This is a genomic window from Acinetobacter sp. WC-141 (assembly GCF_000313935.1).
GTDB lineage: Bacteria > Pseudomonadota > Gammaproteobacteria > Pseudomonadales > Moraxellaceae > Acinetobacter.
Genome location: NZ_AMSS01000001.1, coordinates 37809 through 52547, shown reverse-complemented (window position 1 = coordinate 52547; position 14739 = coordinate 37809). Strand labels below are relative to the sequence as shown.

The 14739-nt window shown below is 41.4% G+C and carries 14 protein-coding genes; 4 read left to right on the top strand and 10 right to left on the bottom strand.

Going from position 1 to position 14739, the window contains the following annotated elements; translation table 11 throughout:
• Nucleotides 1-46 precede the first annotated feature (46 nt).
• Nucleotides 47-250 carry a hypothetical protein gene (locus tag ACINWC141_RS00255; protein WP_034676950.1) on the top strand — a complete coding sequence of 68 codons (204 nt, stop codon included), beginning with the start codon at nucleotides 47-49 and terminating at the stop codon, nucleotides 248-250.
• A gap of 9 nt (nucleotides 251-259) precedes the next feature.
• Here ACINWC141_RS00255 and ACINWC141_RS00250 read toward each other — a convergent pair whose 3' ends face one another.
• The gene (locus tag ACINWC141_RS00250; RefSeq protein ID WP_009386588.1) at nucleotides 260-706 is read right to left on the bottom strand and encodes a hypothetical protein; all 447 of its coding nucleotides are present in this window, start codon (nucleotides 704-706) and stop codon (nucleotides 260-262) included.
• Between the two features lie 192 nt (nucleotides 707-898).
• Between ACINWC141_RS00250 and ACINWC141_RS00245 the strand changes: the two genes are divergently transcribed.
• The gene (locus tag ACINWC141_RS00245) at nucleotides 899-2044 is read left to right on the top strand and encodes an aldose epimerase family protein (RefSeq protein ID WP_009386570.1); all 1146 of its coding nucleotides are present in this window, start codon (nucleotides 899-901) and stop codon (nucleotides 2042-2044) included.
• A gap of 67 nt (nucleotides 2045-2111) precedes the next feature.
• On the opposite strand, the gene ACINWC141_RS00240 is transcribed toward ACINWC141_RS00245, so the two are convergent.
• Nucleotides 2112-3332: an MFS transporter gene (locus ACINWC141_RS00240; protein WP_009386558.1), complete on the bottom strand. Its 1221-nt coding sequence runs from the start codon at nucleotides 3330-3332 to the stop codon at nucleotides 2112-2114.
• A 105-nt stretch (nucleotides 3333-3437) separates the two neighbouring features.
• On the opposite strand from ACINWC141_RS00240, the gene ACINWC141_RS00235 reads away from it, so the two are divergent.
• Nucleotides 3438-4226 carry an AraC family transcriptional regulator gene (locus tag ACINWC141_RS00235; protein ID WP_009386615.1) on the top strand — a complete coding sequence of 263 codons (789 nt, stop codon included), beginning with the start codon at nucleotides 3438-3440 and terminating at the stop codon, nucleotides 4224-4226.
• Here ACINWC141_RS00235 and ACINWC141_RS00230 read toward each other — a convergent pair.
• Both ACINWC141_RS00230 and def read right to left on the bottom strand, forming a co-directional pair.
• Nucleotides 4193-5515: a glutaminase gene (locus ACINWC141_RS00230; RefSeq protein WP_009386587.1), complete on the bottom strand. Its 1323-nt coding sequence runs from the start codon at nucleotides 5513-5515 to the stop codon at nucleotides 4193-4195. The two genes, ACINWC141_RS00235 and ACINWC141_RS00230, sit on opposite strands and share 34 nt — an antisense overlap.
• A 177-nt stretch (nucleotides 5516-5692) precedes the next feature.
• Nucleotides 5693-6175 (bottom strand): peptide deformylase, encoded by a 483-nt coding sequence (def, locus tag ACINWC141_RS00225; RefSeq protein ID WP_009386331.1) that lies wholly within the window; start codon nucleotides 6173-6175, stop codon nucleotides 5693-5695.
• Between the two features lie 235 nt (nucleotides 6176-6410).
• Here def and ACINWC141_RS00220 point away from each other — a divergent pair, with 235 nt between their 5' ends.
• A complete protein-coding gene (locus ACINWC141_RS00220; protein ID WP_009386482.1) occupies nucleotides 6411-7709 on the top strand; it encodes an MFS transporter in 1299 nt (432 codons plus the stop codon).
• A 57-nt stretch (nucleotides 7710-7766) separates the two neighbouring features.
• On the opposite strand, the gene ACINWC141_RS00215 is transcribed toward ACINWC141_RS00220, so the two are convergent.
• The 6 genes from ACINWC141_RS00215 to ACINWC141_RS00190 all read right to left on the bottom strand — a co-directional run bounded on the left by ACINWC141_RS00215 (nucleotide 7767) and on the right by ACINWC141_RS00190 (nucleotide 14719).
• Nucleotides 7767-8963, bottom strand: a complete 1197-nt coding sequence (locus ACINWC141_RS00215) for a putative porin (RefSeq protein ID WP_009386566.1) — start codon at nucleotides 8961-8963, stop codon at nucleotides 7767-7769.
• A 155-nt stretch (nucleotides 8964-9118) separates the two neighbouring features.
• The gene (locus tag ACINWC141_RS00210) at nucleotides 9119-10759 is read right to left on the bottom strand and encodes a thiamine pyrophosphate-binding protein (protein ID WP_009386605.1); all 1641 of its coding nucleotides are present in this window, start codon (nucleotides 10757-10759) and stop codon (nucleotides 9119-9121) included.
• A gap of 38 nt (nucleotides 10760-10797) precedes the next feature.
• On the bottom strand, nucleotides 10798-12264 hold the full coding sequence (locus tag ACINWC141_RS00205) for an aldehyde dehydrogenase (RefSeq protein WP_009386574.1): 1467 nt from the start codon (nucleotides 12262-12264) through the stop codon (nucleotides 10798-10800).
• Nucleotides 12265-12277: 13 nt separating this feature from the next.
• Nucleotides 12278-13069, bottom strand: coding sequence for an aspartate dehydrogenase (locus ACINWC141_RS00200; RefSeq protein ID WP_009386585.1), 792 nt, complete (start codon nucleotides 13067-13069; stop codon nucleotides 12278-12280).
• 15 nt (nucleotides 13070-13084) lie between these two features.
• The gene (locus ACINWC141_RS00195; RefSeq protein ID WP_009386487.1) at nucleotides 13085-13879 is read right to left on the bottom strand and encodes an SDR family oxidoreductase; all 795 of its coding nucleotides are present in this window, start codon (nucleotides 13877-13879) and stop codon (nucleotides 13085-13087) included.
• Between the two features lie 15 nt (nucleotides 13880-13894).
• Nucleotides 13895-14719: an alpha/beta fold hydrolase gene (locus tag ACINWC141_RS00190; RefSeq protein ID WP_009386528.1), complete on the bottom strand. Its 825-nt coding sequence runs from the start codon at nucleotides 14717-14719 to the stop codon at nucleotides 13895-13897.
• Nucleotides 14720-14739: the final 20 nt, after the last annotated feature.

Below are 14739 nucleotides of genomic sequence, written 5' to 3'. Positions count from 1 at the left end.
AGCTACATATGTAGCTCTTTTTTATTCGAATATTTAGAAATTCTTTATGAACACAACACAACTTTTTCTCGGCGTAATCTTTAGCTCCATTGGGCTCGGCTATTTTCTCTATGGGAAAAAGCAAAAAATGACTGTGCCTTTTACTGCGGGTTTAGTTTTAATGATTTTTCCTTATTTTATTGAAAGTAATGTCTTGCTTAGTGGCATTGGTACTCTACTATCCGTTATTCCCTATTTTTTACGCTTTTAGTGTCATTTCTTAAAGGATCTGAATTTGCTCAACTCTTAAGTGATGCATCATCTCTCGAATAAATACAAAGTAGGTAAAAATATAAAGCTGATCTGGTGCCGCTTGGCTTGTGTAGTAGCTCAAACGCTCAATAAAATCATTAAATCCATGCTCAAGCTCAGTACGGCTGATGTGCTTTTTAGCATTAAAAAATAACTCACTGAGCTGTGTCATGGCTGCATCAGATGTAACAGCTACACCACTTATATTTAGATTTCTAAGGGGTTTTGACTCGATGATTTCTTCAATAAAATAAATCATCTTTTCGATAGCAAGCTCATCAATAACACCATGGCCGATAATTTTTGAATCAACAAAACCCAAGCCCTGTTCAAGTCGAATGTGCTGGTTGTCTAAGTCAAATGACAAATCATTAAGACCAAGTGAAAATTTTAAAACCGAGTCGGGATGATTCATAAAAATAGCTTACCGTCGAATTTTGTTCATAAGATTAATTTCTTTATAAGCTTAAATTGAACCAGTTTTTTCAATATTTGACATTAACTACTCGATTATTATTAACACTACATATAATAAAAACCTCTTTAAAAAGATGAAAAATCAATCTTATATTCATCCTGTCCAACTATTACAATATAGAGTATAAGCATGAAAAAATTAGTAATTTTAGGTGTCACAATTTATAGCTTTGCACAACTTGCAAATGCAGCAACGTTAAATGTAAAACCCTATGGCACAACTCAAAATGGTCAAAAAGTTGATTTATACACCATGAGCAACAATAATGGTGTCTCCGTATCTTTTATTAGTTTCGGTGGTGTAATTACACAGATCTTGACTCCCGATGCCCAAGGTAAAAAAAGCAATATCGTTTTGGGGTTCGATGACCTAAAAGGCTATGAAGTCACTGATACCAAAGAAGGCATTCATTTTGGCGGATTGATTGGTCGTTATGCGAACCGTATTGGCAATGCTAAATTTAGCTTGGATGGAAAAACGTATAATCTTGAAAAAAATAATGGCCCGAATTCATTGCATAGTGGTAATCCGGGTTTTGATAAACGTGTTTGGCAAGTTAAGCCCCTCGTTTCTAAAGGTGAAACCGTTAAAGCTTCTCTTAAGTTAACCAGTCCAAATGGTGATCAAGGTTTTCCCGGAAAGTTAGATGTGGAAGTAATCTACAGTCTTTCAGATCGAAATGAATTCCAGATTGAATATAAAGCCAAAACTGATCAGCCTACAGTCGTCAACCTCACCAACCACAGTTATTTCAACTTATCAGGCGCTGGCAATAACCCTTATGGCGTACTAGATCATGTGGTACAACTCAACGCAGACCGTATATTGGTAACCGATCAAAACTCTTTACCAACAGGTGAAATTGCTTCAGTTGCGGGTACACCTTTTGATTTTCGAACTCCTAAAGCGATTGTGAAAGATATTCGAGCGAATAATCAGCAATTGGCCTATGGATATGGTTATGACCAAACTTGGGTAATTAATCAAAAGTCTCAAGGAAAGTTAAATCTTGCGGCTAATGTGGTTGATCCAAAATCTAAACGAACCATGCAGGTTTTAACCACTGAACCAAGCGTTCAAATGTATACGGCGAATCATTTATTAGGAAATATTGTTGGTGCAAATGGTGTACTTTATCGACAAGCAGACGCGCTGGCATTAGAAACACAGCATTTTCCAGATAGCCCGAATCAACCAAATTTCCCTTCTACACGTTTAAACCCAGATCAAACTTATAAGAGTGTCACTGTATTTAAATTTGGTATTCAAAAATAATCTTTTAATTGGAACTATCGCTATCTAAAAAAGACTCTCAGCTGCATATGACTGAGAGTCTTTTCATTTATTTAACTTTTGTGTTTGGTAAAAATGCAGTTGCAAAGCCAAGTAATGGCAACAATGAACATAAACCAAATACCCATTCAATGCCGTTAATATCAGCTAAATGTCCTAACCCGGCTGCGGCAATACCACTTACCCCAAACATAAGACCAAACATTAAACCTGCAATCATGCCCACACGGCCCGGAACAGCTTCTTGCGCGTAAACCACCATTGCTGCAAAAGCCGACGACAAAACCAAACCTGCAATAATTGAGAAAACCGTTGTCCAAAATAGGTTTGCATACGGCATCATTAATGCAAACGGCGCCATACCCACAAATGAAACCCAGATCACAGCTTTACGACCAATTTTGTCACCAATTGGGCCACCTGCAAATGTTCCTAAAGCAACAGCGGCCAAGAAAGCAAACAAATGCAACTGAGCAGTCTGAATACTGATATGGAACTTTTGAATAAGATAAAAAGTAAAGTAATTACTAATGCTGGCAATGTAGGTAAATTTGGCGAACATTAACACGCTAATCGTGCTCAAGGCGATAATGAGCTTACGGCCATGCAATTTACTTTGTGCTTGGTTTGCACGTGTAGCTATCTGATTTTTAGCATGGCTCACCGTCCAGCGGCTTACGCCAAATAAAACCCAAATCGCTAAAAGTGCAAATATCACTAAACCCGCAACTGCATGCTGCCCAAACGGTACAATCAATAATGCTGCTAATAATGGGCCAATGGCAGTACCTGTATTTCCACCCACCTGAAAAGTCGACTGCGCCGTACCAAAGCGCCCGCCCGATGCCATTCGTGCCACTCGCGAAGCTTCAGGGTGAAAAGTTGCAGATCCGACCCCAATTAGCGCAGATGCGCATAACAACACGGCAAAACTTGGTGAAAATGCCAACAAAATAATGCCGCAGAATGTAACCATCATTCCGAGTGGGAGAAGATATGGTTTTGGATGTTTATCGGTATAAAGTCCGATCCAAGGCTGTAGCAGTGAACCTGTAATTTGATATACAAACGAGATCAGGCCAACTTGAGCAAAACTCAGCGAAAAGTTTGCTTTTAGCATTGGATAGATAGCGGGTAGCACTGCTTGAATCAAATCATTGAGTAAATGTGCAACCGCCACGGCGCCTACAATTTTAATAATCATTCCTTGAGGCTGATCATTTGCAACGGTATTGGCAATACCATCTTTCAATTGTATTGAAGACGTCATACCTGAAAAACTCCAATATTTTAAGTAAGGTGCTTATTGTAAATTGTCGCTTATAAAGTTATCTTCCAATAATCATCGTATAAGTGACAATTTTTAGGATAGATTATGTCCGATTCTCTTATTCAGTCTGATTTATCTGAACTTGTAATTGGACTATCTTCCGAGCATGCCTACCGAGAAATCACCCCGACCCATACGCATACACGTGCGCAGTTTTTGTATGCATCCACAGGAAATATTCAGGTGTTTACACCGAATAATGTCTGGATTGTGCCGCCTATGTGTGCGTTATGGATTCCTGCTCATGTCGAACATAGTGTGATTTCACTGAGTCACGTGAAGTTAAATACGGCGTTAGTTGAAGTAAATGCAGCGGCTTTAATGGGGCAACATTGCTTTATTATTCGGGTGAGCAATCTTTTGCATGAGCTTTTAATTCGTTTAAACGAAATTGAACGAGAGGACTCACCAAATATTGTGACCTCTCAAGAGCTTTCGCGTTCTTTACAAATTTTGATTTTTGAAGAAATTCATCGGGCCAATTTATTGCCTATTCAGATTCCATGGCCAAAAGACAAACGATTATTAAAAATTTGCCAAGCGTTATTACACGCTCCTAATCACTCAAAAGACTTAACAGATTGGGCTGATGATATTGGTGCGAGTTCTAGAACCCTCATGCGTATGTTCCAAAAAGAGACGGGGCTGTCCTATCGGGCATGGGTCCAACAAATGCATATTGCACTTGCCTTAAGTAAAATCGCAAATGGTGAATCTATTGCTCGAATTTCCGAATCACTGGGGTATAACAACCCCAGTGCATTCAGTACGATGTTTAAACGACATTTAGGAAAAACACCTCAGCAGTTTAGAAGTGCTGCGATGTCGTTATAAGTCTTTTTTTTTGAGCGTATTTCATGTTTTTCGAGTAAATCATCGAAATCATGATAGACATGAAGTTCTCGATCTTTTGCAGTTCTCGCATGGTCTAAACGTTGTTCAGGATCTACCAAAACAAGTGTATGACCATCATCAATCAGTCGATCTACACCTTCAAGAAACATACGTTTACCCACATCATGAATGAGTGAAATCTGGGTCAAATCAATCACAATGGTACTTTGATCAGTCGTTTCGTCTTGTAAAATACGCAACAACATTTCAGCTTCGGTAAATTTCAATACACCGCGAAGCACATACACACTTAATGAAGCATCTTTTCCTGTACGGTAATGACTTTGGACAATGGTTTGTGCAGAAGGTGTACCTTCCATGAGGTGTAATCCCATGTCACGGGATAACCGTTCTAAAATATCGATACCTCGAATACTATGACCATGCTCATCTAAACGAGGAGAAAAAGCAGCAATACTGACCTGACCCGGCAGCACACCCAAAATACCCCCTGCTACACCACTTTTAGCAGGAATGCCTACAGTCGACAGCCAGTCACCTGCAGCATCATACATACCACAGCTCATCATGACACTGAGCACTTGTCTAACGACAGATCGGTTTAATAAACGCTTTCCAGTTTTAGGGTCGACTCCGCCATTGGCAAGCACACTGCCCATACGTACCAGATCTTTAACCGTCACCAAGATTGCACATTGGCGAATATAACCATTCACAATATCGACAGGATCAGTTTCTAAAATTCCGACAGTTCGCAACATATAACCGATCGAAAGATTACGGTAGGCTGTTTTGACTTCCGAATCATAGACAGACTCATCAAAACTTAATTCACGTCCTGCAAGCTCGCTCATAAAACGACGTAAAATTTCTGCGCTATGTAAACCATGTTTAACCTGAATCAAGGAATGTACAGTAATTGCGCCAGAGTTGATCATCGGGTTTTTCGGACGTCCGTCTTTGCCCAAGGAAATTTCATTGAAGGCTTCCCCCGAAGGCTCTACCCCTACTTTCGCAAGTACCGCATCAATGCCAAGCTGTTGCATCACATAGGCATATACAAAAGGTTTAGAAATCGATTGAATCGTGAATTCAATATCATCATCGCCTATTGAATAAATTTCACCATCTACCGTAGACATTGCTAAAGCCAATCGGTCTGGGTTTGCATTTGCTAACTCTGGAATATAGTCAGCTAGATGTCCGCTATTATCTACCTCACAGGCTTCTATCACATTTGCCAAATAATCTGGGAGAGGGGTTTTCATGGTCAGTAACCTTAAATGAGGAGATTTACACTTTCGATCATTTTTTCAGCACAACCTGCTGATAATATTAAAATTATAATTTTTTAGTGAAATAAAAATCACGATATAAGTATTGTAATTCCGATGGCTTCTTTATTTCAAGCTCATTATAGGTTTTTCAAAACTTTAAACAGAAGATTAGATTATTCTTTCTACAAACAAGATCCCATTTAAATGATCGACTTCATGTTGAACAATACGAGCAGGAAAACCATGAAAAACCGTTTCAACCACTTCACCTTGAAGTGTTAAATATTTCACCTTCACCATTTCTGCACGTTCAACTTGTCCACGCTCGTCTGGCACACTTAAGCAGCCTTCTTCACCCAAAAGCGTTTCATTTGAGAACTCTAAAATTTCAGGGTTCACCATGACCACAGCTTCCATTTCAGGTGCATCGGGATAGCGTGGATTTGGTCTAGACGCCACAATAATGACGCGTTTAGAAATATAAACTTGCGGTGCAGCAATTCCTACCCCATTACGCTCAAGCATTGTCGCATGCATAGCATCAGCAAGCTGATAAAGCCAATTACTGTTTAACTCATTTGTCGAAACGGGAGCCGCCCTGAGTTTTAAAATATCTTCACCACGCTTTGCGACAGGTAAAACTACACTCATCCTTTGAATCTCTTATTAAACTGGTTATGACAAGTTTTATTGTGTCGCTGAACAGCTCAAAAGAAAAGTCATTCCTACATCTGTTTTTGTTTCATCTAATGCGTTTTTTGTTTTAAAGCTTTTTTATCTGAATGATTAAAATCTATACCTCTTCATAGAACAAATTTCCTCCATTTACTTTTACTTCACTTTTCCATTAATATCCAAACTTCAATTACAACAATTAAGTAAAAAAATGGATCAGGACTTAACTTTGCAGGATGCGAACTATCTTAATAAAGAAGATAAACGAACCCTTGCCCTTTCTTCATTGGGCGGTGCTTTAGAGTTTTACGATTTCGTGATTTATGTGTTTTACGCCAAAATCATTTCCGACCTCTTTTTCCCAAGCACACTTAGCCCTTTTTGGGCCATGCTTAACACTTATGGTATTTTCGCAGCAGGTTACTTTTTTAGGCCCTTAGGCGGGGTTGTCATGGCCCATTTTGGTGATTTGGTTGGACGTAAAAAACTGTTTTCGCTTTCTATTTTGCTGATGGCACTACCTACCCTGTTTATCGGGATATTGCCGACTTTTGAAAATATTGGGTATTTGGCACCGCTGCTTTTATTACTTATGCGTGTGGTACAAGGGATTGCAATTGGGGGTGAAATTCCAGCCGCATGGACCTTTGTGTCAGAACATGTACCCGAAAGAAAAATCGGACTGGCAAATGGTTTACTCACCGCTGGTCTGTCTCTAGGAATTTTACTAGGCGCACTGATGTCTCTATGGATTTCACTGAATTTTAGTGAGGGACAAATCCATGACTGGGCTTGGCGTATTCCTTTTATTGCAGGTGGTATTTTTGGTCTGGTCGCGCTTTATTTACGGACTTATTTAAAAGAAACACCTGTTTTTAAAGCCATGCAGGCACGTAAAGAAATTTCTAAAGAAATGCCGGTAAAACAAGTATTAAAAACGCATAAAACAGCTGTTGCGATTGGCATGTTATTTACATGGTTTTTAACAGGCTGTGTGGTAGTCGTGATTTTAGCCATGCCAAATTTATTGATTGGTTCATTTGGCTTTGAGCGTGCACAGACTTTTGAAATGCAAAGTGCCGCCATTGTTATGCAAATGGTCGGCTGTATTTTGGCAGGCTATTTTGCTGACCGTTTTGGCTGTGGCAAAGTCATGATGGTCGGTGCGCTTGCCGTTGCACTTACAGCAGCAGTTTTTTATAACAGTTTAGGACATGCCGCACACTCAACCATTTTTGGTTTATATATGTTGTTAGGTCTATGCTCTGGTACTGTCGGCATGGTGTCGAGCAGTATGGTCAAAATGTTCCCCGCGCCTGTTCGCTTCTCGGGCATTTCATTTTCATATAATTTGTCTTATGCGATTGTTGGTGGTTTGACATTGCCTTTAGTGCATTGGCTCAGTCAATATAGTGATATTGGTGCGATGTATTATATTTTCGCGCTGACCATTTTGGCCTTTGTGACTGCTTTTGTATTTTGGAATAAGTTTGAAAAAAACAGGTATTAAAAGCTTTAACCTATGAAAAAACCACGCCGATTGCGTGGTTTTTTATTGCTGCTTAGTTTAGAAAGTAAAGCCGATATTAAAGTTAATACGGTATAGCCATTTATCGCTGTTTGGCGAGGTTGCAGAGGTATAACCCGTTGAGTTGGTTGCCCCACCAATAATGTTGGAGTTTTTACCCCACGTATAATCCGCCCAAACCATAAATGGTGAAGCAATAAACATCATACCTGTGGTGTTCATTTGCGAATCTGACCAATCATCACGCTTTTTATCAAGGTAACTATAGTCATTATAAAACTTAATGGCTTTTAGCTTGCCCATATTGGTCACAGGCAACGTATAGGCAAGATTTAAACTGGCAATCGTACCTTCCGAAGCAATGAAATAGGCAGGTGTAAGGCCGTTTGCTCCCATCAAAGTCATATCACTATTTACACCATCAGGATTTTTAGCATCGTATTGATAATGAATGACCGAGCTTTGTAAATTAAAGCGTTTGTAGTTGTTTTCAGTATGTAAACCGACTGCATAATATTTGCCGTCTTTATCGGTAATATCATTATGCAACTGAGCAATTGCACCTGATACACCGAACTCTTGCTTACCGAAATCAGTTTCTAACTTGCGAACAATGCGGGTATTCACCTGATTGCGCTTTTCATTTTGATAGGCTTTTTGAGATGGAAATGCATTTCCTGCCAAGTCATCATAAGTTGCACTTTCAGGGGAATAACGCAAATTTGTCTCTAACATTTGCGGGTAATAACCCAGTTTTACATCCCAATCTTTGTCGTGATAATTCCAGTTAATCCCCGGCGCAATATTGTTGCCATAACCTAAAAAGAACGGAATATGATAGGTCCAGCCATTTTGCGGATAGGGATAAATCGTAAAAGGCTTATATACCAGACCTGCTTCAATGCTGTTATTGGCATCTAAGTTATATCCAACATATGCTTTCTCAATGGACGTTTTCTGTTGGTCTTGAATCATATAACTGGCATTGATGTAAGCATCATCAAACTTACCTTTGAGATCAACCCTGAAAATATCAAAATGAAGTTTTCCAAAACCACGGTTTGGCCCTTCCCAATCTTCATAACGTTGATTTAACCGAACCACTCCACCTAACTTTAATGAATCCGTGCCGTCATCACTTTTCCACTCAAGCAATGAGTCTTTTGCAAATGCATTGACGCTTACCCCCAGCGTAAGCGGTGCAATGAATGCCATGATCAATGAAGTCTTTTTCATCTCTACATCCTTGATTGAGTTCCAGCGTCCTGCTGGAACTTTATTTGTTTTACCTGTAAAACTTAGTTTTTATTGTTTTTTAGATAAAAAAATATATCTAAAAAAAGGATGGCTTAGCAGCTCCCATCGCATATGTACTAAACCATCCAAACTGGTTAATACAGTTTCTTTTGCGGTGGACCCGCGAAGTTTAATGGTCCAATCGAGTTCATATCGAGCTCAATCACTGTTGGTCCTTCAAAAGCCACAGCCTCTTGAATAACCGTTTTAAACTCATCTGCACTACCGACTTTCCAGCTCTTCACACCCATTGATTCGCCAAGAAGTTTGTAGTCTGGTGTATGCAATTCATTGAAATACTGACGACCACCAAAGTAGTTATTTTGAATGCCACGCATTACGCCATAACCACCATCATTCATAATCATTAAGACCATGTTGGTGTTTTCTTGCACCATGGTTGCAATCTCACCAATGCCAAGCATTAAGCCGCCATCACCCACTAAACCAATCACTTTTTTGTCAGGGTTAGCAACCGAAGCCCCAATTGCTGTTGCAAGACCTAAACCAATTGCACCCGCAAGTGAGTGAATGTTTTGGTTTGGTGCTTGTACAGGGAATAAACGGCTGCCCCATGTACTGCCCGACATGGTGATGTCACGTACAAAAATGCCATCTTGCGGTAAAGCTGCACGTAAGTGATCACAAATTAAAGCGTATTGGTCGATTTGCTTGCGCAGTGCATCAATTGCAGACTGTTTAGCAGCAACTACAGCAGCATCGTAGTCGACATCAACTTTTGAAATTCCTTGAAGCTGTTCTAACACACGTGTTAAGACATCTTTGGCATCGCCACAAATGAAGTTGCGGATTTTGTAATTACGTTGCTGAGCCACTGGGTTGGCATCCACCTGAATAATGTTTTCAGGGAACTCAACCGAATAAGTTTTTGTTTCATTACTACGTAAACGAGAACCCACCACAACCATCAAGTCGGCATCTTTTAATAACTGCTCAACACCTGCAGAGTTATGGAAAGCACCTAAACTACGTGGGTGATCATCTGGCAACACTCCACGACCGTGCGTAGACGACACCACTGGAATACCTAAATCTGCAATTGCTTTAACTTCGGCAATGCTATTTAAAGTTCCACCGCCAATCCAGAAAATCGGGCGTTTTGCTTTTTTGATTTCACTGACAAGAAGATCAATTTCAGCTTGTTCTGCCTGCGGCAACTCAAGTGCTTTGACTGGTCCAAGATTAAGTGGTAAATCAATTTCTGCTGCTTGTACATCAATAGGTAGTTCAACACTTACCGGTCCCATTGGAACTGTAGTTGCGACACGAATAGCTTCACGAATCACGCCAACAGCATTGTCTGGGCTGGTAATACGGAACGCCGCTTTGCTTGATGCACGTAAGAATGTAAGTTGGTCTTTAGTTTCATGAATGAAGCTTGCATCACGGTCGAGATATTCACGCTCAACTTGACCTGTTAAATGTAATACGGGGCTACCCGCATTCATTGCTTCAATGAGTGAGCCCACCGCATTACCAGCGCCAGCACCTGTACTGGTCAACGCTACACCTAGGCCTTTAAAGCGTGAATGTGCATCTGCCATGGTGACCGCACCCGCTTCACCACGGGCTGCGACAAAGCGCATTTTTTCACGGCGACCTACCGCATCGGCAATAGGTAAATTGTGGATGGAAATAACACCATAAATACTATCAACTTGGTGCGCTTCTAAAACTCTTGCGATTGCTTCGCCTACATTTACACGTTCAGTCATGTCTGTTCCTCAAAATTTGTTCTCATTCCTTGAATTTATTAATCGCACCAAGGGTTAGGCTGTTCATTCAGCCCCATATAAATACTCTTTTGTTGCATGTACGATAAAATGCCCAAACGACCTTTTTCGCGCCCGATACCACTGTCTTTAAAGCCACCAAACGGCGCACTAATCGAGAACTTTTTGTAGGTATTAATCCACACCGTTCCAACTTCTAACGCACGTGCGATGCGCCAAGCTTTGCGATAACTTTCAGTCCAGATGCCCGCGGCAAGACCAAAACAACTGTCATTGGCTTGGGCAATTAAATCTTGCTCGTTGTCATATTTCATAACGACTAAAACAGGGCCAAAAATTTCTTCCTGACAGGTTTGAGCACTGTTATTTAAGCCCGTAATAATGGTCGGTAAGTAATAGCTTCCTTTGGCATATTCACCAGTGGTAAGCGCTTCACCACCAACCAGAACCTGACCACCTTCACTTTTAGCAAGCTGTACATAGCGGTCAACGGACTGCAAATGTTTGTCATTCACTAGTGGCCCTAAATGCACACCAGCCTGTTCTGGATGGCCCACACGTAAGCCTTTGGTAATTTCAACCAAACGCGTTAGAAACTGATCGTAAAGACTGCTATGAATAAACAAGCGAGAACCTGCGATACACGCTTGGCCTGCCGAGCTAAAAATACCGTACGCCACACCTTTAGCAGCCAGTTCGACATCTGCATCCGGCAAAACAATTGTTGGTGACTTTCCACCGAGTTCAAGCGAAGTAGTAATAAGCTTATCCGCTGCAATATGTGCCAAATGACGGCCCGTGGTTGTTCCACCTGTAAAAGAGATTTTACGAACCAACGGATGTTGAGCAATTGCGTCACCAATGATAGAACCACGGCCCACGAGCACACTGAGTAAGCCTTTTGGCAAGCCTGCTTCTTCAAAAATTTTGGCAAGCTCTAAAGCAATGAGCGAAGTTGCTTCTGCTGGTTTTAATACCACTGCATTTCCCGCTGCTAAAGCTGGAGCAAGCTTTTGAACTTCACTCGCAATTGGAGAGTTCCAAGGTGTAATGGCTGCCACAACACCGACAGGTTCATGCACACTCATGGTCATAAAATCTGGAGCACGCTGAGTTGTTAATTCATCATTAAGCGTCTCACATGCAGCCGCAACATAGCGTGCAGTTGCGGCAGCGCTCATCACCAAACCACGAGTTTCGGTTAAAGGCTTACCATTATCGCGTGTTTGTAATTTTGCTAATTCATCTACACGCGCTTCAATAATGTCTGCAACTTTGTAGAGAATACGTGCACGCTCATGCGGCAAGCTATTTCTCCAGCTCGGTTGACGCCACGCCTGATCTGCTTTTTCAATTGCCTCATTTACATCTTCAAGCGTTGCCGTTGAAAGCTCTGCATTCACCGACTGATCTGCCGGAAACAGGCTTTGAATGACTGCACCACGGCCTAATCGCCATTCACCTGCAATATAAATTTCCTTTGCCATGATCAAATCCTTCTTAAATCTGTATTGCTTCTACACTGTTGCGACAAGCACGAATCACGCTAAGCGCAGCCAAAGTTGATGTTTTCGGGTTACTTGGCAGCGGCACGCCCACCAATTCAATGGTCATTTGTCCAAAGCCACCTTCTGCCACAATGGTGTGTTTGTTTTTGTTGATGGTTGGATCAACAGTTAACTCAACCATGGTTTCATCCATTCCAAGCCCTGCAAGTGCAATGGTTGCTGCAACGTTGGCATTGGCCGGAAATTTCATCGCAGCTTCGCGGGCAGTTCCAGTGAAAAAGACAGTAGGTTCAGAAACATGGTCTAAATCGACCAATTGCTCTGCATAACTGCCCTTCCAGCTTTTTGGACTTTTACAGCCTTTGTAAGTGACTTTTTGCAAGCCACCTTCTTTGGCCGCAGAAATACCGTCAATGCCTGCGATTGCACCTGCCAATAAATGCAGATGGGCATTATTTTGCTCAGCCGTTTGTTTAAGCTGAATCAGAAAATCGCTATCAGCCAAAGTTCCAACCGAAATCAGTCCTATGGTCCAGCCTTTTGCTAAAACCTTTTGAGCATGCTCTTTTACCGCGGCTTGACCTGCCACCTCAATGACATAGTCTGGCGCACCATCACATTGCTCAATATCTGAAATCACCTGAATCTCTGAAGACACTTGTGATTGAACTTTTTCAACGCTACGAGACGGCACGACAATCCATTTCAGTTGCAGATCTTGGGGTAAATGAGCATGCACTTCTGCTGCCATTGCGCCAAAACCAATCATCATCAACTTTTTCATGACAGCACCTTATATTTATAAATGTTTATTAAAACCACCTGAGACATCGAGTGCTGCACCTGTGGTGTACGATGCCAATGGCGATGCCAAGAAAACTAAAGCACGTGCAGGTTCTTCAGGACGGCCTAAACGCTGCATTGGAATACCGCGGTTTTTTGCGATATTGCCTGTCCACTCTTCCCACGACTGGTTTAAGTCTGAACGGGTTTCATAACGGCGTTTCCACTGCGCAGATTCGACCATTCCAAGTAAAATTGAGTTCACACGAACGCCATACTGAGTAAACTCGTGCGCCAAAGAATACGTTAAATTCAACAATGCAGCGCGTGCAGATGAAGTCGCAATCATGTGTGGTTCGGGTTGCAATGCCAGTAACGAGTTCACATTGGTAATTGAGGCATTTGCCGACTGTTTTAAGTCTTCAAGAAAAGCCCGTACCGGATGTAAAACACTGAAATATTTCAGCTCAATTTCTTTCATCCAGTCTTCATCTTGCGTATTTTCAAAGTTTGAAACACGGCCTTGCCCAGCATTGTTAATGAGCATGTCCACATTGCCCAAATTGAGTTTGACCTCTTTAGCAAATTGCTGAACTTCTTCTTTTTTCAATACATTGCATGCTTTGGTAAAAATTTTGGCATGCGGATATTTTTCTAAAATATAGTGCTTAGAAGCATTTAAACGTTCTTCATCGCGACCACACCAAGCAACTTTTGCACCCTCTGCGACCAGTATTTCAACAGCAGCCAGCCCAATCCCAGATGAGCCACCGGTAACAACTGCAACTTTTCCTTCAACTTGGAAGCTCATAATCCTTAATCTCTCTTACGATTGTTCCTGAATCGTCAACATAATTTGGTTAAATGCTTGCGGTTGGTCGACATAACTTAAATGTCCTGCATCTTGGATGATGTAGTACTGTTCCAACTGCAATTCCTGAGCAAGCGCTTGTATACCTAACGCAGGAGTGATTTGATCTTGCTGCCCTGCAATGACTGTGCACAGGACTTTTAAATCGGTTAAGTAATTACGTATTTCCTCATAAGCCAGTAAATACGATGCATGGGTGAAACCCTGTAGGGTCAATTGCTGCATCACCTCTGAAACTAAAGCTAAAGCTTGTGGCTCTTGTTTATAAATCAAATGAGGTCCACGGCTTTCGGCCATTCCTTTAGCGCCGAGTTCTTGCAACATTTTTGGTCTTTTTTCAAAAACCTGAATTTGTGTCTGTTCATCGTGGCGTTGATAGCCTTGGGCTAAATTAGCGACTACCAAGTGTTCCACTCGCTCTGGGTAAAGTGCAGCAAATGCACTCGCCTGTAAGGCACCTAATGAGTGTCCCACTACAATTGCTTTTTCAATTTTTAAAACATCGAACAATGCAGCCAAACGCTTTGCATAATCTGTGGCATTTGGTTGGTCAGTTAAAAGTTCAGCTGATTTGCCATAGCCCGGTGCGTCCCAGGCAATGACATGAAAATGATGAGACAACACCTCAAGTTGGTTTACCCATGATGCAGAACCTGAACTAATGCCATGCAACAGCACAAGGTACTCGCCTTGACCGGCTTCCCGATAGGCTTGTTGCTGGCCTTGAACAGTGACCGTTTTCACCGGAAATTCTGCTAACTTTTCAATGAGTGTCATCATTTTCAATTCTTTCCCTTCAT